Genomic DNA, 19,854 nt, shown 5'->3' with positions numbered 1-19,854 from the left:
CCGGGTGGTGACCCGAGGAGCCACCTTGGCTGCTGAGCTGCACGTCGAGCTGGTCGCGGCGGACCGCAATGTCTGGTCCGGCGAGGCCACCCTTGTTGTCGCCCGCACCACGTCCGGCGACATCGGCGTCATGCCCGGTCACCAGCCGCTTCTCGGTGTGCTGGAATCGGGCCCTGTGACCATTCGTACCAGCGAGGGCGGCACTGTCGTCGCCGCGGTGCACGGCGGTTTCATCTCGTTCGCGGACAACAAGCTGTCCCTGCTGGCCGAGATCGCCGAGCTCGCGGACGAGATCGACGTCCAGCGGGCGGAGCGGGCACTGGAGCGCGCGAAGTCGGAGGCCGACGCGGCCGCCGAACGTCGCGCCGATGTCCGGTTGCGCGCCGTAACGGGCTGACAGCCCGTCGGAGTTCGAACCGTCGGACCCGGAGGGTGACCTCCGGGCGCCGGCAGACCTCAGCCGCGGTCCGTTCTGGAATTTTCCAGACCGGGTCGCGGCTGAGGCGATGTACGTCCGTCTCGGACCGGTCCGTGACGGGCTCGGTCGTGTGACGTGTTTCGATGAGCGAGGAGGTCGGTGAAGATGCTCCTCGCTCTGCTTGTGAGCGGCCTGGTCGTAGCCCTGGTGGTGATCGGGCTGATTGTGTTCGGACTGCGCCGCAGATTGATCCAGCGGTCCGGCGGGACCTTCGACTGCAGCATGCGCTGGGACGTGGCCGACGAGTCGGACGTGTCCGGCAAGGGCTGGGTCTACGGGGTCGCCCGCTACAGCGGTGACCGGATCGAGTGGTTCCGGGTGTTCTCGTACTCTCCGCGCCCGCGTCGGCTGCTGGAGCGCTCCTCCATCGAGGTGCTCGCCCGCCGCGCGCCCGAGGGCGAGGAGGAGCTTGCCCTGCTGTCGGACGCGGTCGTGCTCGGCTGTTCCCACCGGGGAACCCGCCTGGAGCTGGCGATGAGCGACGACGCGCTGACCGGATTCCTGGCCTGGCTGGAGGCGGCGCCTCCCGGCCAGCGGGTGAACGTGGCGTGATGCCCGCCCGCTGGTAGGGGGTCCCCACGGACGGGGTCCGGGGGGAGGGTGAACGTGGCCCGAGGCCGCGGCCGGCCGGCGCCACGGTCCGCCGTGGGGTCCGGGCCGCATCGGATGTGGAGAAGCCGGGGAGGCGGGGGACGGACCCGACTCCCCGGCTTCGTCTGTCACCGGGTTCGTTCAGTGGGGGTTACTGGAGCCCGGTGTGGATCGCGTTGGCGAGTTCGCCGTTGGTGGTGTCGCCGCTGAACTCCCAGAAGAAGGCGCCGCGGAGTCCCTGCTGCTTGGTCCAGTTCATCTTCGTGGCGACCGTGGCGGGGGTGTCGTAGCTCCACCAGTTGCTGCCGCACTTGGCGTAGGCCGTGCCGGCGATGGTGCCGGTGCTCGGGCAGGTGACCTTGAGGACCTTGTAGTCCTCGTTGCCCGGCTCGTACGTGCCCGGGGCCGGGCCGGTGGCGGTGCCGCCGGGCGTGGCCTGGGTGACGCCGGTCCAGCCGCGGCCGTAGAAGCCGATGCCGAGGTTGAGCTTCGAGCCGGGGATGCCCTTGCCCTTGAGCTTGGTGATCGCGGCCTCGGAGTTGAAGCCGTCCTGCGGGATGCCCGGGTAGGCGGTGAGCGGGGAGTGCGGGGCGGTCGGGCCCTGGGCGGCCCAGGAGCCGAAGAAGTCGTACGTCATGACGTTGTAGAAGTCGACGTACTGGGCCGCGCCGCCGTAGTCGGCCGCGTCGAGCTTGCCGCCGTTGGCGCCGTCGGCGGAGATGGCCGCGGTGACCAGGTTGTTCGCGCCGAACTTGGCCCGCATGGCCTGCATCATGTTCTTGAGTGAGGCGGCGCCGCTGGTGTCGCAGGTCAGGCCGCAGGCGTTCGGGTACTCCCAGTCGAGGTCGATGCCGTCGAAGACGTCGGCCCAGCGCGGGTCCTCCACGAGGTCGTAGCAGGACTGGGCGAAGGCGGTCGGGTTGGACACCGCCTGGCCGAAGCCGCCGGACCAGGTCCAGCCGCCGAAGGACCACAGGATCTTGATGTGGGGGTACTGGGCCTTCAGCTTGCGGAGCTGGTTGAAGTTGCCGCGCAGCGGCTGGTCCCAGGTGTCGGCCTTGCCGTCGACGCTCTGGTCGGCGGTGTAGGCCTTGTCGTAGTCCGCGTAGGCGTCACCGATGGTGCACTTGCCGCCCTGCACGTTGCCGAAGGCGTAGTTGATGTGCGTGATCTTCGACGCGGAGCCGGAGGTGACCAGGTTCTTCACGTGGTAGTTGCGCCCGTAGACGCCCCAGTTGGTGAAGTAGCCCAGCTTGACCTTGGTGCCGGCGCCCGGGTCCGTGCCGCCGCCGCCCGGGGTGGTGAGGGCGAGCTCGCCGGAGGAGGGGCCGGTCTGGTCCGCGGTGTCGCGGGCGACGACCGAGTACGTGTACGAGGTGCCCTTGGTCAGGCCCGAGTCGCCGTAGCTGGTGCCGGTGACCGTGGTGACCTTGGCGCCGTTGCGGTAGACGTCGTAGTTCTTGATGCCCTTGTCGTCGGTGGCCGCCGACCAGGACAGGGTCAGGGCGGTTTCGGTGACCCCGGAGGCCGTGGGGGTGCCGGGGGCCGAGGGGGCGGCGTCGCCGGGCTGGCTTCCGCCGTCACAGGCGCCGCCGTTGATCTTGCAGCCGGAGGGGGCGCCGGTGCCGGAGCCGTTGAACCCGAAGGTGATGCTCTGGCCCGGGGTGAGGGAGCCGTTCCAGCCGAGGTTCTTGGCGGTCCAGTGGTTGCCCGAGCTGGTGACGGTGGCGTCCCAGGCGGAGGTGACCCTGGTGCCGGCGGGGTAGTCCCACTCCACGGTCCAGCTGGACAGCGTGGTGGTGCCGGTGTTCTTGACCGTCCACCTGCCCTCGAAGCCGGAGCCCCAGTCGGAGGCCTTGGTGTAGGTCGCCGTCGCGGAGGTGGCCGCCTGTGCGGGTCCGGCCAGGCCGACGAGGCCGGCGATGGGCAGGGCGAAGACGGCCACCGTGGCGGCCAACCTTCTGTACAGACGGGTACGTAGTGGGGGTGCTGTGCTCAAGGGTGTTCCCCTCCGTAGGTCCGTGCCGGTCGTGGGGCCGACCGGGCACATGGGGGTGGGACCTGCGCCGCCCGTGAGCACGCCTCGTCATGACGGTCGTCATGGCACGCTCACCACAGTGTTTCGGTGAGACTAGAAAGGTCTGGACCAACCGTCAAGAGGTCCAGACCTTACCTCCAGCGCTCGTCCAGATCCCCCAACTCCTGGGCCAGTACCGCCGCTTGGAGCCGACTGCGCAGCTCCAACTTCCCCAGCAGACGGCTGACGTGCGTCTTCACCGTTGCCTCCGCCATGTCCAGACGGGCGGCGATCTCCGCGTTCGACAGCCCCCCGCCCAGGGCGCCGAGCACCTCCCGTTCGCGCCGCGTCAGCGATTCCACGGCCGCGGCCGTCTCCGGCGCCACGGAGGGCCGCCGCGCGCGGGGCGCCGCGAACTCGGCGATCAGGCGCCGGGTCACCGCGGGCGCGATCAGCCCCTCGCCGCGCGCCACCGTACGGACGGCCGCGATCAACTCCGCGGCGTCGGCGTCCTTCAGCAGGAACCCGCAGGCGCCCGCCCGCAGGGCGCCGAAGACGTACTCGTCGAGGTCGAAGGTGGTCAGGACGAGGACGTCCGCCAGCGACTCGGCGACCACCTGCCGGGTGGCCGCCACCCCGTCCAGGCGCGGCATCTGCACGTCCATGAGGACCAGATCCGGCCGAAGATCGCGGGCGAGGCGCACCGCCTCCTCCCCGTCGGTGGCCTCGCCCACCACCTCGATGTCCCCGGCGCTGCGCAGGATCAGTACGAGGCCCGCGCGCACCGCGCTCTGGTCCTCGGCGACCAGCACCCGGATGTTCCGCTGGTTCATGCCGGTACGGCTCCTTCGTCGGCGGGCAGCGTCGCCCGCACCTGCCAGACGGGCCCGGCCGGGCCCGCGGTGAACGTTCCGCCGAGCAGGTCCGTCCGCTCGCGCATGCCGATCAGCCCCGCCCCGGAGCCGGGCGCCCGGGGGTCGTGCCGGCCGCCGCGGGGGGAGTCGACCGCCACCGAAAGCACGCCGTCCGCGCAGGCCACCCGGACGGTGACGGTGCCCGGGCCGGCGTGCTTGAGGGCGTTGGTCAGCGACTCCTGCACGATCCGGTACGCCGCCAGTTCCACCGGGGTCGGCAGCGGCGGCCCGGCCTCGGGGCGGCCGTCGTCCAGGGCGAACTCCAGCCCGCTCGCGGCTCCGTTCGTCCGGGCCTGGGCCAGCAGCGCCTCCAGCCCGTCGAGGGTGGGCACCGCCACGGCGTCCGTCCCGGCGCCCGCGTCGCGCAGCAGCCCGATGAGCCGACGCATTTCGGCCAGCCCCTGCACGCTGTTCTCACGGATCACCCCGAGGGCCTCGCGGCTCGTCGCGGGGGAGTCGATGGACAGCGCGGCGGTCGAGTGGATGGCGATCGCCGAGAGGTGGTTGGCCACCATGTCGTGGAGCTCGCGGGCCATCCGGGCCCGCTCCGCGGCCACCGCCTGGGACCGGTCCATTTCGGCCAACAGGGCCGTCTGCTCGGCGCGCAGCCGAGCGGCGTTCGCGGCGTCGCGGTGGTTGCGCAGGGTGGCGCCGGTCATGGCCGGGCCGAAGGTGACGATGCCCGCGATGACCCCGATCAGCAGCGCCTGCGGGGTGCGCAGCCAGGCCACGGAGGCGATGGTGACGGCGACGGTGAGGAGCCCGGTGGCGACCGGGAGCCGGCGGGCCGTGGCGGGTTTTCCGTAGAGGGCGGCCGCGTACATCAGGTCCGTGTACATGAGGACCGTGGCCAGGTTTCCCACCGTGAACTGGTCGACGACCAGGGCGACCGTCCCGACGGGCAGGGTCACCAGGGGGTGGGTGCGGCGCAGCAGTTCCAGGCCACCCATGACCAACAGCGGTACCAGGGCCGCCCAGGCGGGGGCGAAGTGCGGGCGGGTGTTGCTGTGCACGCCGAGGGACCAGAGGAGCAGTCCCGCGAGCACGCTGACCAGTGCGATCAGGACATCGTCGCGGTGGGGGCGGGGCGGCTGCGGGGTCACGTTCCCATCCAACACGCCGGCACGGCCGCGCACGTCGACACCGGGACGGAACCCGCACTACATCGAAGGATGCAGTGCGCTTTCGTCACCTGAGACGACGAAACGGGCCGCCGCGGGAGCCAGCCTGGAGGAGAACCGGACAACCCGGAGGACGAGCGGAACGGAGAGAGCCGTGATCGTCGCGATGATCATCGCGTGTGAGGTCGGTTTCTGGGTGCTGCTGGCGGCGGGGCTGGGCCTGCGCTACCTGGCGAGGATGCCCCGACTGGGGGCCGCGGTCCTGTTGTGCGAGCCCCTGCTGGAACTCGTCCTGCTGGTCGTGACCACCCTCGACCTGAAGAACGGCGCCACCCCCGACTGGAAGCACGGGGTGGCCGCCCTCTACCTCGGCTACACCGTCGCCTACGGCCACTACACGGTGAAGTGGCTCGACGGCCACGCGGCCCACCGGCTGGCCGGCGGCCCGAAGCCGGCCGGCGCCGGTTACGGCAGGGCGCGGGCCGTCCACGAGTGGAAGCTGTGGGGCCGCACCGTCGTCGCCGCGGTCGTCGCGATCGTCCTGCTCCAGGCCGCCGTTTGGTACGTCGGTGACGCGGGTGACGTCAGCTCGCTCACGAGCTACCAGGGCGCGGCCCTTCGCGTCGTCGGCATCCACGGCGTCATCGCCGTCTGCTACACGATCTGGCCGAAGAAGGCCCCGGCCGCAACCGAACCCGACCGCGTGAAGACCGGCCCCCTCGCCTGACCGGCAGGACCCGGGAGGGCGGACCTACCGCTCGCCACCGGGCACCCACAGCACGTCCCCGACCTCCTTGTTGGCCACCCGGGCCAGGATGAACAGGAGGTCGGAGAGGCGGTTGAGGTAGGTGGCGGTCAGCGGGTTCATCACCTCGCCGTGCACCTCCAGCGCCGCCCACGTGGAGCGCTCGGCGCGCCGGACCACCGTGCAGGCCTGGTGCAACAGGGCCGCGCCGGGGGTGCCGCCGGGCAGGATGAAGCTGCGCAGCTTCTCGACCCGCTCCAGGAACAGGTCGCAGTCCGCCTCCAGCTTGTCGACGTAGAACTGCTCGACGCGCAGCGGCGGGCCCGTTTCTTCCGAAAGAGCGGACGCCTCCACGACCGGGGTGCACAGGTCCGCGCCCACGTCGAACAGGTCGTTCTGCACGCGGACCAGGACCTTCACCACCTCGTCCGGGAGCGCGCCCAGCGCGATCGCCGTCCCGATGGCCGCGTTGGCCTCGTTCGCGTCGGCGTACGCCGAGATCCGCAGGTCGGTCTTCCGCGTCCGGCTCATGTCGCCCAGGGCGGTCGTGCCCTTGTCGCCGGTACGGGTGTAGATGCGCGTGAGGTTCACCATGCGGCCAGGGTAGACCGGCCCGGTGGAGCCGGCGAAGCGCTGCTTCCGGGGGCGGGCCGGGTGAACTGGAGGGCTGTGCAGGGGTGCTGGGCCGTACCGGTGTGATGTCCGTCATCTGAGACGTGACGCGTGTTACTTCGCGGTCACACCGCCCTCCACGGACGCTAGTCTCCGCCGAAGAGGCTACGAGACTGGGCCGCGTGAAGAACTAAGGGGTGTGCAGTGGCTGGGAAGCTCGCCGTCATCGGTGCCGGACTGATGGGTTCCGGGATCGCGCAGGTCTCCGCTCAGGCGGGTTGGGACGTGGTCCTGCGAGACGTCACGGACGCCGCGCTGACCCGCGGTACGGACGGGATCAAGGCCTCGTACGACCGGTTCGTCGCCAAGGGCAAGCTGACGGCGCAGGACGCCGAGGCGGCCCTGGGCCGGATCACCACGACCACCGATCTCGGCGCGGTCGCCGACGCCGACATCGTCGTCGAGGCCGTCTTCGAGAAGCTGGAGGTCAAGCACGAGATCTTCCGCGCGCTCGACGAGCTGGTGCGCGACGACGCGGTCCTCGCCTCCAACACCTCCGCCATCCCGATCACCAAGATCGCGGCCGTGACGAAGCGTCCGGAGCGGGTCGTCGGCGCGCACTTCTTCTCGCCCGTCCCGATGATGCAGCTGTGCGAGCTGGTGCGCGGCTACAAGACCAGCGACGAGACCCTCGCCACGACCCGGGCGTTCGCCGAATCCGTCGGCAAGACCTGCATCGTCGTCAACCGCGACGTCGCCGGCTTCGTGACGACCCGTCTGATCTCCGCGCTGGTCGTCGAGGCCGCCAAGCTGTACGAGTCGGGCGTCGCCTCCGCCGAGGACATCGACATCGCCTGCAAGCTGGGCTTCGGCCACGCCATGGGCCCCCTCGCCACCGCCGACCTCACGGGCGTCGACATCCTGCTGCACGCCACCAGCAACATCTACACCGAGTCGCAGGACGAGAAGTTCGCGCCGCCGGAGCTGATGCGCCGGATGGTCGACGCGGGCGACATCGGCCGCAAGAGCGGCCAGGGGTTCTACAAGCACTGAGCACCACCGGAGCATTGAGCATCACCGTTCGAATGGCTTCACCCTCCGGGGTGAATTAGGTATCGGTTCGCTCACGGTCGGCAACTTCCCTGCCCGCGAGGCAGTCAGTTGCAGTGAGAGTTGCCGACCACGGGAGTCGGACCACACGCACGCGGTACAGCCGGGGAGTACACATGCACATCAGGGGCGACCACGCCGAACTCGCGGTCGGGGGTCGCCTCGACGTGCGCAGCGCGGCGGACGCCCGTACGGTCCTGCACAGTGCCCTGGACGACGGGCACGGCGACCTCGTGCTCGACCTGACCGGACTCGACTCCTGGGACGCGACCGGACTCGGCGTGATCATGGGAGCCCACCGGCGGGCCGGCCGGACCGGGCGGCGACTCGTCCTGCGCGGGGTCCCCGCCCAGATGCAACGCCTCCTCGTGGCGACCCGACTGCACCGCATCCTCGCGATCGAGGGCGGGCTGGAAGCGGAGTCCCTGCCCCGGGTCTGACCCGGGGCGCGGACGGGGCCGGGCGTCCGCCGCACGGAGGAATAATGGGCTGCGCCCCGCGCCCCCCCTCCGCTTTCATGGCCGCATGGTGTCCACCGACCGGGCGTTGGCCTTCGCGGCCATGGCGTTCCTCCTGATCGTGATCCCCGGCCCCAGTGTGCTCTTCGTCATCGGACGGGCCCTGGCCCAGGGCCGCCGCGCCGCGCTCACCACGGTCCTCGGCAACACGATGGGCTCCTGCGTCCTCGTCGTGGCCGTCGCCCTCGGCGTCGGGGCCGTCGTCGAACGCTCGGTGCTCGTCTTCACGGCGCTCAAGCTGATCGGCGCCAGCTACCTCGTGTACCTCGGCGTCACGGCGTGGCGCCGGCGCGGCGACCTGCACGCCGCCGTCACCGGCGGCGCACCGCCGGCGCGCGGCGGCCTGCGAACCCTGGGGGAGGGGTTCGTCGTCGGCGTCGCCAACCCCAAGACGATGGTGTTCTTCGCCGCCGTGCTGCCCCAGTTCGTGGACCGCGCCGCAGGTCACCCGACGGCGCAGATGCTGTTCCTGGGTCTGCTCTTCAACCTGATCGCGATCGTCCTCGACAGCGCCTGGGGGCTGGTCGCGGCCGGCGCCCGCGGCTGGTTCGCGGGCTCGCCGCGGCGGCTCTCCCTGGTGGGCGGCGCCGGCGGACTCACCATGATCGGCCTCGGCGTCACCGTGGCCCTGACCGGCCGGAAGGACTGACGGACGGGCCCCGGCGGCCCCGCCGGGAAACATAACGGTCCGGTGGTGAAGGCACCCCGGCGGTTCCCGCGCGGCGGGCCACGGTCTAGGGTTCGGGCGGAAACCGGACCAGTAGCGACAGCGGCGAGCGAAGGCCGGGCGTGGACACGACGGCGACGGCGCGCGCGACGCGATCGGGGGACTTGGTCATGGACCGTACTCAGGGGCAGCCCGATCGGGACGGCCGGGCGGCGGCCCCGGCCGAAGAGCCGGCCGCGGAACCCACCCGTCAGGCCCCCGACGGCCGCGGCACCGGCGCGGCCGTCGTGCCGGCCGCCACACCGGCCGCGCGGGTCGTCACCCTGACCGCCGGGACCTTCTCCCTCACCGTCAACCCCGTCGACGGCAGCGAGATCGAGCCCCTGCGCCCCGGCACGGCCAAGGGCCGCCCCGCGAAGCGCGACGCCGCCGACCGGGCCGCCCGCGACACCGCCGGGCGCCCGCCCGCGCTGCCGGGACCGCTCCCGCCCGCCCGGCCGCTCCTGGAGCGCGCCGAGGAACGGGAGCGCCTCGTACGACTGCTGGGCCGCGGCCGCTCCGTACGCCTGACCGGGCCCGCCGGGTCGGGCCGTACCGCGCTCCTCGACTCCGTCGCCACCGCCTGCGCGGGCCTCGCCCCGGACGGGGTCGTCCGGCTCAGCGGCCACGGCCACCACCAGCCCGGCGAACTGCTGCACGCCCTGTACGGGGCCGTCCACGACTCCGGCGACGAACGGCCCGACCGTACGGAACTCCTCGCGCGGGTCGGGGAGATCGGCGCCATCGTGCTCCTCGACGACCTGGAACTGGGCGGCGCCGCCCTCGACGAACTGCTGCGCGCCACCCCCGAATGCGCCTACCTGCTCGCCGCGACCCCCGACACCAAGGCCCCCTCCGACGACTCGCACCTGGAGGAGGTCTTCCTCGGCGGGCTCGGCAAGGCCGACTGCGTCCTGCTGCTGGAGGCCGCCACCGGACGGGCCCTGACGGAGGAGGAGACCACCTGGGCCGGGGACCTGCGCTTCGCCTCCGAAGGGCTCCCGCTGCGCTTCGTCCAGGCGGCCGCCCTGCTGCGCCAGCGCGACGAACTGAACCGGGCCACCACCGAGGACGACGACGAGGAACCCGGCGTCTTCGAGGAACGCCCCCGCGACCCCGCCCACGTACCGCTGCCCACCCTCGCCGAGGCCGCCGCCCCCGCCGAACTGTTGGCCTCCCGGGTCAGCGAGTCCGCCCGGGCCGCCCTGCGGATGGCCTGCGCGCTCGGCGGCGAGCTGCCGCACCACGCCCACCTCCCCGCCCTGGTCGGGGACACCCACGCGGACTCCGCCGTGGCGGAACTCCTCGGCTGCGGGCTGATCACCCCGGTCGGGCCCCGGTACCGGCTCGCCGAGGGCGTCGCCCGACAGCTGGAGGAGGCCGGGTACGGGGAGAGCGCCGGCGAGGAGGCGCGGACCGCCGCCCGGCACTACGCATGGTGGACCGGGCACGCCTCGGTGACCCCGGAGCGCGTCGCCGCCGAGGCCGACGCCGTGCTCGCCGCCTTGGCGGGCGCCGACGTGGTGGCCGCCGTACTCCTGGCCCGTACGGCCGCCCCGGCCCTCGCCGCCTCCCTGCACTGGGAGGCCTGGGAACGGGCGCTGCGCGCGGGCGCCGAGGCCGCCCGCAAGGCGGGAGAGGTCGCCGAGCAGGCGTACTTCCACCACGAGTTGGGCGTGCTCGCGCTGTGCGAGGGTCGCCTCGACCGGGCGCGAGCCGAGCTGGAGGCCTCCATCGGGCTGCGCGGGGCGCTGGCCGACAAGCGCGGAACGGTGGCCGGACGCCGGGCCCTGGCCCTGGTCACCGACCGAGAGGCGGCCGTGGCGCAGGCCTCGCCGCCGCTGCGACTGGAGCCGCCGGCGGCTACGCCGCCCGTCGCGGCCGGCGTCGCCCTGCCCGGGGCCGGGTCGGCCCCGAAGCCGAGCCCGTTCGCCGCACCGACGCCGAAGGCGGTGTCGGCGCCGGCTCCCCGCGCGGCCCTGACCTCCGGAGCCGCCGCCACGGCTGCCGCACTGCCCGCTGCCGCGCTGCCCGCCGCCGTACTGCCTGCTGCCGCGCTGCCTGCTGCCGCGCTGCCCGCCGCCGCGCAGGCCGCTGCCGCGAAGGCTGTCGCGCGGCCCGTCGCGCCGGCCCGGGGGGAGGCGAGCACGCAGGTCATCCCCGTCATCCGTGGGTCGGCCCCCGCCACCGGACCGGCCCCGGCGATCCTGTCCGACGGCTTCCGGGACGCGTTCCCGCCGCTCACCGAGCCCGCTCCCGCCACCGTCCCCGTACCCGTGCCCGCCCCGGGGGCCGAACCGGGATCCCGGCGCAGGACCGCGCTGCTGGCCGCCGCGGGGGTGCTGACGGTGGCCGCGCTCGGCACGGCGATCGGGCTGGCCCTGACCTCGGGGGAGGCGCAGGCACCGGCCAAGCCCGCGGTGTCCTCGACCCCGACCACCGCGGCCACGGATCCGCCGACCGTCCCGGGCACGATCGGAACCGACCCCGCGCCCGAGCCGGGTACGACGCCCCCGCCCTCGGAGTCGTCCGGCCCCGAGGAGGCCCCCGACGGCGCCGGGGACGACGCCCCGAACACCGGCCCGGCGCCCCGCACGACCGCGCCGCAGCGCCCCGGGATGCCCCCGGCCACCCCGCGCCCGCCGGTCAAGCCGACGCCCACCCCGACGCCCCCCGCCTCCCCGGGCCCGGACCCCGAGCCCGGACCGGGCAGCCCGACGCCCACCGTCACCCCGACGGTCCCCGAGACGCCGACGGGGACCGCCACCGCCCCGGCGACGAACCCCGCGAGCGTCAGCGCCCCGGCCGTCGACCGGTCCCCGACGGCCACCACGACGTAGCGTCCGCGCCAGGACGGAGCGTCCCCGCCGCGAGGCGGCCGTCCCGGCCCCGGACACGGCGAAGGCCCCCGGAACGGATCCGGGGGCCTTCGCCGCGTCCGACGTACGGCCGCGCGCCAAAATCAGGGGGGTCAGAACAGGCGGAGCTTGTCGTCCTCGATGCCGCGCATGGCGTTGTAGTCGAGCACCACGCAGTTCATGCCGCGGTCGTTCGCGAGCACGCGCGCCTGCGGCTTGATCTCCTGCGCCGCGAACACGCCCCGGACGGGTGCCAGATGTGGGTCGCGGTTCAGCAGCTCCAGGTAGCGGGTGAGCTGTTCGACGCCGTCGATCTCGCCGCGGCGCTTGATCTCCACCGCCACCGTCGCGCCGGAGGCGTCCCGGCACAGGATGTCGACGGGGCCGATCGCGGTCATGTACTCGCGCCGGATCAGCGTCCAGCCCTCGCCCAACGTGTCGATCCGGTCGGCGAGCAGCTCCTGGAGGTGCGCCTCGACGCCGTCCTTGATGAGACCGGGGTCGGTGCCCAGCTCGTGGGAGGAGTCGTGGAGGACTTCCTCCATGGTGATGATGAGCTTCTCGCCCGCCTTGTTGACGACGGTCCAGACGCCCGCGTCGTCGCCGCTCCCCTCCTTGAGGGTGCACGGGGGCGACATCCAGTTGAGCGGTTTGTACGCCCGGTCGTCCGCGTGGATCGAGACACTGCCGTCGGCCTTCACGAGGATCAGACGGGGTGCCGAGGGCAGATGGGCGGTGAGCCGGCCCGCGTAGTCGACGGAGCAGCGGGCAATGACGAGACGCATGGTCGGCAACGCTACTCGACGGATGCGCCTCCACGCGATTCGCCCCTGAAAGCCCCGTTCGCCGATGGCGCGTTGTATGCGCATTCTCCTGGTGCGGTACCCGGAGGGCGCCTACCGTGGTGAGCGGGAGGTCGTCGAACGTGCACTCTGCGTCGCGATCTCCTTCCCTGCCCGTAAGGCTCCGGCAACCCAACGGCCGGGGTCACGAGAGGAGAACCCATGTCGCTCGACGTCTCACCGGCCCTACTCGAACAGGCCGAGCGAGGCGAGGTCGACGAAGCCGCCTTCGTCGACTGCGTCCGGACCTCCCTGCCCTACGCATGGGAGATGATCAGCTCGTTGACGGCCCAGCTGGAGGTTGAGGGCGGAGAGTTCGCCGACAACCAGACGCCGCCGCCGGACGAGCAGGCGCGCGGACAACTGCTGCGCGCGCTGGCGAGTGACGCGATACGTGGTGCGCTGCAGCGGCACTTCGGGGTGCGCCTGGCCTTCCAGAACTGCCACCGCGTGGCGGTCTTCCCGTTGGATTCCTCGTCGGACGAGAGGCACGCCCGGTTCACCTCGATCCGTGGCCAGCTGCTCAACCAGTCGCCGGAGATGCGGGACTGCTAGCGGGACCGGTACTGCGCTGCCGCTCCGTGTCGCGGGAGGTGCGACTGACACCGGAGCGGCAGCCCAGGCCCGGTCCACCGGCGCTCAGGCCCCGGCCGCGTCCAGACGCGGCAGCACCTCGGAGCCGAGGCGCCGTACGTTCTCCTCCGTCGCGGCGAGGTCGCCGGAGCCCTCCGTGAGCAGGGCGAAGCGCGTGATCCCGGTGCGTTCCGAGGTCGCCGCGAGCCGGTCCGCCGCCACCCTCGGGGTGCCGACCGGATGCAGGGCGCACAGCAGTTCCGTGTAGGCGACGGGGTCGCGCATCGCGCGCCGCCGGCCGTCGACCGTGACGTGCGCGTCCAACCCCTGACGGAACCAACCCGGCATCGCCTTGACCAGGGTCTCGCGGGCGTCCGCCGTCCGGTCCGCCAGCTGGCAGACGCCCGCCGAGACGTGGCCGGCGGCCCGCACCGCGTCGGGCGGGTGCCCGGCCGCCAGCGCGGTCCGCCGCCACAGGGCGACCATCGCGGCCTTGTCCTCGTCACCGCAGTGCATGCCCAACAGCATCGGCAGTCCGCGCTGCGCGGCCGTGCGGACCGACGCCGGGGACGTGCACGCGACGATCACTTCCGGCCCCGTCCCGTCGCCGTCCAGCGCCTCGTCCGGGCGGGGTACGACGGCCACCTCGCGGAAGGAGTGCCGGGCGCCGGCCGCCCCCACGCGCGACTCGGTCAGCCAGCGCCGCAGCAGGTCGAGGTCCTCGCAGAAGCCGCTCTCGTACGCCTCCAGGCCGCCCCCGAACACCTCCAGGTCCACCCAGGGCCCGCCCCGACCCACCCCGAGGGTGAACCGGCCCCCCGAGGTGACGTGTAGCAGGGCCGCCTGTTCCCCGAGGGCCACCGGATGTGTGCTCGGCAGCACGCTCACCGCGGTCCCCACCCGCAGCCGCCGGGTCCGCCCCAGCAGCAGCGCCGCGAGGGTCACCGCCGACGGGCAGACCCCGTACGGCACGAAGTGGTGCTCGGCCAGCCAGACCGAGTCCAGTCCGGCCTCCTCGGCCACCTCGGCGGTCCGCACCGCCCGGTGCAGTGCCTCCCCCTGCCCCTGACCCGGAAACTGGGCCGCCAGTACAAACGCTCCTACGCGCATCGCCCTTATCCTCCTCGCGGCTGACGCGGCCTCCCCCAGGTGGACCGACCCGCTGATGACATCAACGTCTGATGGCAACAACGTCTGACACGTGCCAAAGGCACGGCCTCACCGGAAAGTTATTGAGATTGTCGGGCCGGTCCGCCGGCGCCGTCCGGCCATCTCCGGCAACCCTGCGGGTACCCCGGCTCGCTGCGCGTAGTCTGGGAGAAAGTCACTGCCCGCCGCCCTCCCGTGAGGTATACGTGTCACCGCGCCACAACCGCCCCAGGGGCGGCGAGACCCCGGACGAACGACCCGCCACCGGCCTCGACCGGTTCGGGCTGGAGCGGACCGAGGAGTACCTGGGCGAGGAGTGGAAGGTCCGGCACGTGGCGGGCGCGGCCGCGGCGGGCAAGCGCTACCGCTGCCCCGGCTGCGACCAGGAGATCCCCTCCGGCACCCCGCACCTGGTGGCCTGGCCCGAGTACGGCGGCGTGGACGACCGGCGGCACTGGCACAAGGCCTGCTGGAACGCGAAGGACCGTCGCACCACGAAGGTGCAACGGTCCCGCAACGCGCCCAGATACTGACGGACCGGCCGACCGGCCGCGCCTCAGACGTCCCGGCGCCGGACCACGACGTACGAGGCGGCCATCGCGGCCCCCGTCACCGTGAGGAGCAGCAGCAACTGGGCCCCGTTCCCGGGGACCGGTGATCCCTCTACCGTCGCCTCGTCCTGGAGCCCGAAGAACTGGACCAACGCGAGCGGGGCGTTGTAGCGCAGGACGGCCGCCCCGATCCCCGACGTCGAGGGCCAGGCGGTCAGGATGGAGCCGAGCACGGGCGGCAGGGTCACCACGCCCAGCATCACGGCGATGCCGCCCGCGGAATGCCGTACGAGCGCGCCGACGGCCAGCGCGAGGACCCCGAGCAGGGTGACGTAGAAGCAGCCGCCCAGCGCGCCCGCCCATGCCGAGACCCATCGGGATCCGTCGGGCGACGCCTTGTGCACCAGGGCGGCGGACAGGCCGACGACCGCCACCGAGCCCACGATGACGGCGAAGGAGACGGCCCCGAAGACGAGGTACTTGGCGGTGAGCACCCGCGTCCGCTCGGGGGCCGCGGTGAAGGTGGTGCGGATCAGTCCGGTGCCGTACTCGGAGCAGATCGTCAGCACGCCGAGGACGATCACGGCGACCTGGCCGACCATGAGGCCGAAGAGGGCCGGCCCCGTGTAGGGCGTCTTCATGTAGTCCGCGCCCCGGGTCTGGACGATGGCCAACAGGCCGACGCCGACGACCAGGACCACCAGGGAGCCGAGCGTCCACAGGGTGGAGCGCACGGAGGTCAGCTTGGTCCACTCCGAGGCCAGCGCGTGGCCCAGGTGCGGCCGCGGGGTGGGCATCGGCGAGGTGTAGCTCGCGGTCGGGGCGGGGCGGGCGGTCATCTGTGGTCCTCGGAGGTGCTCTGGGCGTTCTCGGGCGTCCGCGCCGGGTCGCCCTGCCGTACGGCGGGGGCGAGGTCGGCGGCGCTGCCGGGCATCAGGAAGGGCTGTCCACCCGCCGCGGGGGGTGGGGGAGCGAAGAAGCTCGCCGCGGTCTCCGTCGGGACCTCCGCGACGGGCGCCTCCTCCTCCCACTCGGGGACGCTCAGCGGTTCGGGCTCCCACAGCTCGGCGCGGGGGTCCTCGGTGGAGGTGTACTCCAGGGAGGACTGGGTCATCCGCATGTACGCCTCCTCCAACGAGGCCCGGTGCGGGGACAGCTCCCACAGCCGCACCCCGCTCTCGTGGGCGACGTCGCTGATGCGGGGGAGGTCCAGTCCGGTGACGCGCAGCGCTCCGTCCGTCTCCTGGAGGACGCGGGCGCCCGCCTTGACGAGCGCCGTGCCGAGCGCGGACCGGCCGTCGGGACGGTCCGCGGCGGGACGGACCCGTGCGAATCCGGCCGAGTTGTGCGTGATGAAGTCGTGGGCGCTCATGTCGGCGAGCAGTCGGCCCCGGCCGATCACGATCAGGTGGTCGGCGGTCAGTGCCATCTCGCTCATCAGGTGCGAGGAGACGAAGACGGTGCGGCCCTCGGAGGCGAGCTGACGCATCAGGTTGCGCACCCAGAGGATGCCCTCGGGGTCGAGTCCGTTGACCGGCTCGTCGAAGAGGAGGACCTGCGGGTCACCGAGGAGGGCGGTCGCGATGCCGAGGCGCTGGCCCATGCCGAGGGAGAAGCCCTTGGTGCGCTGCCGGGCGGCGTCCTGGAGGCCGACCACGCCCAGTACCTCGTCCACCCGCTTCTCGGGGATCCCGGAGAGCTGGGCGATCGACAGCAGGTGGGTACGGGCCTTGCGGCCGCCGTGCATGGCCTTGGCGTCGAGGAGGGCGCCGACGTGGCGCTGGGCGTTCGGCAGGTCCCGGAAGGGGGAGCCGTTGATCGTGACGTGACCGGCGGTGGGCCGGTCCAGGCCGAGGATCATGCGCATGGTGGTGGATTTGCCGGAGCCGTTCGGCCCCAGGAAACCGGTGACGTGACCCGGCCTGACCTGGAACGACAGCTGCTCGACGGCGGTCTTCGCGCCGAAGCGCTTGGTCAGGCCGACTGCCTCGATCATCGTGCTGCCCCTTGCCAGGCCCGGAGGGCTCTCGTCCGTATGACCCTTAAGAGGGTATCGAGCCTACGTCGGTTCCCACCCGGACCGAACCCCTGAGCTGCCCCTGAGATCCGGATCCGGGATGACCCGTAGTACCCGGGGTGTCCGTCGCACGACGGACACCCCGGGTCAGGCGTCGCACTGCCCGCCCCGGGCAGGCGTCACGCCTCACGACCGCGTCAGGCGTCGCGCTTCTTCAGGACGAGGTAGCCGCCGAGAACGGCCGCGAGCGTCCACAGCACCATGATCCCGAGGCCGCCCCACGGCCCGTACGGCGTCTCGCCGCTGTCCATCGCGCCGGGCACCACCTGCATGATCTTGGAGCCGGCCTGGTCCGGGAAGTACTGAGCCACCTTCCGGGTCGTCTCGACGGCTCCGAGGATGGTCGAGACCAGGAAGAAGAACGGCATCAGGATGCCGAGCGCCAGCATCTGACTGCGCAGGATGGCCGTCACGCCCATCGAGAACAGCGAGATCAGCGCCATGTAGAGGCCGGCGCCGATCACCGCGCGCAGGACGTTGTCCTCGCCGATGCCGATGCTGCGGTCGCCCAGGATGGCCTGGCCCAGGAAGAAGGAGATGAAGCTGGTCAGCAGGCCCACGACGAGCGCGAGCGCCGTCGCGACGGTGAGCTTGCCGAACAGGAAGCTCGCCCGGCCCGGCACGGCGGCCAGCGAGGTGCGGATCATGCCCGAGTTGTACTCGCTGCCGACCACCAGGACACCGAAGACGATCATCGCGAGCTGCCCGAGGGTCATGCCCGCGAAGCTCGCGAGGGTGGGGTCGAAGGTGACCTGCTGTTCCTTCGGCATGTCGTCGAAGGTCGAGTTGAACAGCGCGCACAGCGCGGCGCTGATGCCGACGGTGACGACGAGCGCGGAAGCCAGCGTCCACGTGGTGGAGGCGACGGTGCGGATCTTGGTCCACTCGGACCGGAGGACTGCGGAGAAAGCCATGATCACTCGCCGTCCTTGCGCGTCGCGTCGAAGCCGGCGCCCCAGGCGGGGGCGTCCACCGGACCCGGGGCGGACCCCACCGGTGGGCCGGACGCGCCCGGCGCGTGGGCGTGGTACTCGACGGAGTCCGCCGTCATGCGCATGAACGCTTCTTCCAGTGAAGCCCGTTGCGGGCTGAGTTCGTGCAGGACGATCTGGTGTTGGGCGGCGAGCTCGCCGAGCTGCTCCGACCCCACGCCGTCGATCTCCAGCGCGCCGGTGGCCGGCACGCTGACCGCGGCGATCCCGGCCTGGTGCAGGACGTCCTTGAGTCGTTCCTGCTGCGGTGAGCGCAGCCGTACGAAACTCCGCGAGTTCTGCTGGATGAAATCGGCCATCGACAGGTCGGCGAGCAACCTGCCCTGCCCGATGACCACCAAATGGTCCGCGGTCAGAGCCATTTCGCTCATCAAGTGGGAGGAGACGAAGATCGTCCTTCCTTCCGAGGCCAGGCCCTTCATGAGATTGCGGATCCAGAGAATTCCCTCCGGGTCCAGACCATTGACGGGTTCGTCGAACATGAGGATCTCCGGATCCCCGAGTAGCGCGGCGGCGATTCCCAGCCGCTGCCCCATCCCGAGCGAAAATCCTTTCGACTTCTTCTTGGCCACGGCCGTCAACCCGACCAGGTCCAGTACCTCGGACACCCGGCTCTCGGGGATCCGGTTCGACTGGGCGAGGCAGAGAAGGTTGTTGTACGCACTGCGCGCGCCGTTCATGGCTTTCGCGTCGAGCAGCGCTCCGATGTACTTCAAAGGCTCCGGCAGGTCCCGGTAGTGCTTGCCGTCGATCCTGACCGTCCCACTGGTGGGGTTGTCGAGGTCGAGCATCATGCGCATGGTCGTGGACTTCCCGGCCCCGTTGGGGCCGAGGAAGCCGGTGACCACCCCCGGTTTGACCTGGAAGCTGAGGTGGTCCACGGCGGTCTTCGCGCCGAATCGTTTGGTAAGGCCCTCAAGCTCGATCATGCCGACACGCTAGAACGCCGAAGGGCCGTACGCCACCTCAAACGGGTGACATACGGCCCACGAACCACTGTTTCGCCACCGGCGTGCGGCAACTGCCTTCGGGAGTAAGCCCTAGCGGCTCTGCTGAGCCGGAACACCACGGGTCACCGGCTCGTCGTCGATCGGGGAACCCGCGGCCGCGACGGCCGCACCCGTCAGCGTCGCCAGCATCTCGCGGACGTTGGTCAGCTGCGCGTTGATGGAGTCGCGACGGTTGGTGAGCGCCGCCAGCTCGCGCTCGGACTCGCTGCGGATCCGGTCGGCCTTGGCGTTGGCGTCGGCCACGATGTCCTCGGCCTGGCGCTGCGCGGTCTCCACGGTCTGACGGGCGCGACGCTCGGCGTCCGTACGGAGCTTCTCGGCCTCCAGGCGGAGCTGCTCGGCGCGGTGCTCGATCTCCGCCAGGCGCTTCTCGGCCTTCTGCTGGCGCGAGGCCAGGTCGCGCTCCGACTGCTCGCGGCGCTTGGCCAGGTTGGTCTCGAAGTCCGCGGCGGCCTGGGCGGCCTTGGCGCGGGTCTCCTCGAACAGCGCGTCGGCCTCCTCGCGCTTGGAGGCCGCGTCCTTCTGCGCCTCCGCACGCAGGGTGGACGCGTCACCCTTGGCCTTCTCGACGATGCGGACGCCCTCGTCCTCCGCCTTCGTCTTGCGGTCCGACGCGAACGACTCGGCGTCGTTGCGCACCTGCTGGGCCGCCGACTCGGCCAGCTCCCGGTGCTGCTCGGCCGCGCGACGGGCCTCCTCGCGCAGGTCCTTCGCCTCCTCCTCGGCCAGCCGCAGGATCTTCTCGACCCGGGCACCGAGACCGGCGTACGACGGCTCGGCGTCGCTCACCTGGGCCTGGGCGTTCTGCGTTTCGAGGTGCAGCTCCTCGATCCGCTTTTCCAGAGAGTTGATTCGTCCTAGGGCGCTGTCGCGGTCGGAGACCAGCTTGGTAATGCGGTCGTCCACCTGACCGCGGTCGTAACCACGCCGCACGAGCTCGAAGCCGAAGGGGGAGTGAGAGTCGCTCATGGGGTTCCTGTCGAATGAGAC

General features: G+C 72.0%; 20 protein-coding genes. 9 read left to right on the top strand and 11 right to left on the bottom strand.

The window, feature by feature from the left end:
* The first annotated feature begins 25 nt into the window (after nucleotides 1–25).
* Nucleotides 26–397, top strand: a complete 372-nt coding sequence (locus ACZ4XJ_RS20545; protein WP_281209075.1) for a F0F1 ATP synthase subunit epsilon — start codon at nucleotides 26–28, stop codon at nucleotides 395–397.
* Nucleotides 398–583: 186 nt separating this feature from the next.
* A complete protein-coding gene (locus ACZ4XJ_RS20540; RefSeq protein WP_468496948.1) occupies nucleotides 584–1,030 on the top strand; it encodes a DUF2550 domain-containing protein in 447 nt (148 codons plus the stop codon).
* Nucleotides 1,031–1,220: 190 nt separating this feature from the next.
* Here the strand turns inward: ACZ4XJ_RS20540 and ACZ4XJ_RS20535 are convergent, their stop codons facing one another.
* From ACZ4XJ_RS20535 to ACZ4XJ_RS20525, 3 genes are all read right to left on the bottom strand, one after another.
* On the bottom strand, nucleotides 1,221–3,119 hold the full coding sequence (locus ACZ4XJ_RS20535; protein WP_468496947.1) for a glycosyl hydrolase family 18 protein: 1,899 nt from the start codon (nucleotides 3,117–3,119) through the stop codon (nucleotides 1,221–1,223).
* A gap of 119 nt (nucleotides 3,120–3,238) precedes the next feature.
* On the bottom strand, nucleotides 3,239–3,919 hold the full coding sequence (locus ACZ4XJ_RS20530) for a response regulator (protein WP_468496946.1): 681 nt from the start codon (nucleotides 3,917–3,919) through the stop codon (nucleotides 3,239–3,241).
* Entirely contained in the window at nucleotides 3,916–5,103 is a 1,188-nt protein-coding gene (locus tag ACZ4XJ_RS20525; protein ID WP_362876944.1) for a sensor histidine kinase, read from the bottom strand. Before ACZ4XJ_RS20525 ends, ACZ4XJ_RS20530 begins: the two co-directional genes overlap by 4 nt.
* A 172-nt stretch (nucleotides 5,104–5,275) precedes the next feature.
* Here ACZ4XJ_RS20525 and ACZ4XJ_RS20520 point away from each other — a divergent pair, with 172 nt between their 5' ends.
* On the top strand, nucleotides 5,276–5,848 hold the full coding sequence (locus ACZ4XJ_RS20520) for a hypothetical protein (protein WP_468496945.1): 573 nt from the start codon (nucleotides 5,276–5,278) through the stop codon (nucleotides 5,846–5,848).
* 24 nt (nucleotides 5,849–5,872) lie between these two features.
* On the opposite strand, the gene ACZ4XJ_RS20515 is transcribed toward ACZ4XJ_RS20520, so the two are convergent.
* Entirely contained in the window at nucleotides 5,873–6,460 is a 588-nt protein-coding gene (locus ACZ4XJ_RS20515; protein WP_468496944.1) for a cob(I)yrinic acid a,c-diamide adenosyltransferase, read from the bottom strand.
* Nucleotides 6,461–6,682: 222 nt separating this feature from the next.
* Between ACZ4XJ_RS20515 and ACZ4XJ_RS20510 the strand changes: the two genes are divergently transcribed.
* The 4 genes from ACZ4XJ_RS20510 (at nucleotide 6,683) to ACZ4XJ_RS20495 (ending at nucleotide 11,652) form a co-directional block, all read left to right on the top strand.
* Nucleotides 6,683–7,531: a 3-hydroxyacyl-CoA dehydrogenase family protein gene (locus tag ACZ4XJ_RS20510; RefSeq protein WP_362876941.1), complete on the top strand. Its 849-nt coding sequence runs from the start codon at nucleotides 6,683–6,685 to the stop codon at nucleotides 7,529–7,531.
* A gap of 173 nt (nucleotides 7,532–7,704) precedes the next feature.
* Nucleotides 7,705–8,028, top strand: a complete 324-nt coding sequence (locus ACZ4XJ_RS20505) for an STAS domain-containing protein (RefSeq protein ID WP_362876940.1) — start codon at nucleotides 7,705–7,707, stop codon at nucleotides 8,026–8,028.
* Between the two features lie 85 nt (nucleotides 8,029–8,113).
* Nucleotides 8,114–8,755, top strand: a complete 642-nt coding sequence (locus tag ACZ4XJ_RS20500; RefSeq protein WP_468496943.1) for a LysE family translocator — start codon at nucleotides 8,114–8,116, stop codon at nucleotides 8,753–8,755.
* Nucleotides 8,756–8,943: 188 nt separating this feature from the next.
* A complete protein-coding gene (locus ACZ4XJ_RS20495; RefSeq protein ID WP_468496942.1) occupies nucleotides 8,944–11,652 on the top strand; it encodes an ATP-binding protein in 2,709 nt (902 codons plus the stop codon).
* Nucleotides 11,653–11,783: 131 nt separating this feature from the next.
* On the opposite strand, the gene nucS is transcribed toward ACZ4XJ_RS20495, so the two are convergent.
* Nucleotides 11,784–12,455, bottom strand: a complete 672-nt coding sequence (gene nucS / locus ACZ4XJ_RS20490) for an endonuclease NucS (RefSeq protein WP_362876937.1) — start codon at nucleotides 12,453–12,455, stop codon at nucleotides 11,784–11,786.
* A 219-nt stretch (nucleotides 12,456–12,674) separates the two neighbouring features.
* Here nucS and ACZ4XJ_RS20485 point away from each other — a divergent pair, with 219 nt between their 5' ends.
* Nucleotides 12,675–13,067: an SCO5389 family protein gene (locus ACZ4XJ_RS20485; protein ID WP_281209691.1), complete on the top strand. Its 393-nt coding sequence runs from the start codon at nucleotides 12,675–12,677 to the stop codon at nucleotides 13,065–13,067.
* Between the two features lie 84 nt (nucleotides 13,068–13,151).
* On the opposite strand, the gene ACZ4XJ_RS20480 is transcribed toward ACZ4XJ_RS20485, so the two are convergent.
* Nucleotides 13,152–14,195: an LLM class flavin-dependent oxidoreductase gene (locus tag ACZ4XJ_RS20480; protein ID WP_468496941.1), complete on the bottom strand. Its 1,044-nt coding sequence runs from the start codon at nucleotides 14,193–14,195 to the stop codon at nucleotides 13,152–13,154.
* Nucleotides 14,196–14,440: 245 nt separating this feature from the next.
* On the opposite strand from ACZ4XJ_RS20480, the gene ACZ4XJ_RS20475 reads away from it, so the two are divergent.
* Complete coding sequence (locus ACZ4XJ_RS20475; protein ID WP_468496940.1) at nucleotides 14,441–14,767, top strand: ATP/GTP-binding protein; 327 nt, start codon at nucleotides 14,441–14,443, stop codon at nucleotides 14,765–14,767.
* Between the two features lie 23 nt (nucleotides 14,768–14,790).
* Here ACZ4XJ_RS20475 and ACZ4XJ_RS20470 read toward each other — a convergent pair whose 3' ends face one another.
* The 5 genes from ACZ4XJ_RS20470 to ACZ4XJ_RS20450 all read right to left on the bottom strand — a co-directional run bounded on the left by ACZ4XJ_RS20470 (nucleotide 14,791) and on the right by ACZ4XJ_RS20450 (nucleotide 19,833).
* Entirely contained in the window at nucleotides 14,791–15,624 is an 834-nt protein-coding gene (locus ACZ4XJ_RS20470; protein WP_362876934.1) for an ABC transporter permease, read from the bottom strand.
* Nucleotides 15,621–16,781, bottom strand: coding sequence for an ABC transporter ATP-binding protein (locus ACZ4XJ_RS20465; RefSeq protein ID WP_468496939.1), 1,161 nt, complete (start codon nucleotides 16,779–16,781; stop codon nucleotides 15,621–15,623). Before ACZ4XJ_RS20465 ends, ACZ4XJ_RS20470 begins: the two co-directional genes overlap by 4 nt.
* Before the next feature lie 218 nt (nucleotides 16,782–16,999).
* Entirely contained in the window at nucleotides 17,000–17,776 is a 777-nt protein-coding gene (locus ACZ4XJ_RS20460; protein WP_468496938.1) for an ABC transporter permease, read from the bottom strand.
* Between the two features lie 2 nt (nucleotides 17,777–17,778).
* A complete protein-coding gene (locus ACZ4XJ_RS20455; RefSeq protein WP_362876932.1) occupies nucleotides 17,779–18,783 on the bottom strand; it encodes an ABC transporter ATP-binding protein in 1,005 nt (334 codons plus the stop codon).
* A gap of 111 nt (nucleotides 18,784–18,894) precedes the next feature.
* Nucleotides 18,895–19,833 carry a coiled-coil domain-containing protein gene (locus ACZ4XJ_RS20450; protein WP_362876931.1) on the bottom strand — a complete coding sequence of 313 codons (939 nt, stop codon included), beginning with the start codon at nucleotides 19,831–19,833 and terminating at the stop codon, nucleotides 18,895–18,897.
* Nucleotides 19,834–19,854: the final 21 nt, after the last annotated feature.

The organism is Streptomyces sp. NPDC029836 (genome assembly GCF_055574495.1).
This window is presented reverse-complemented; position numbering and strand designations above follow the sequence as displayed.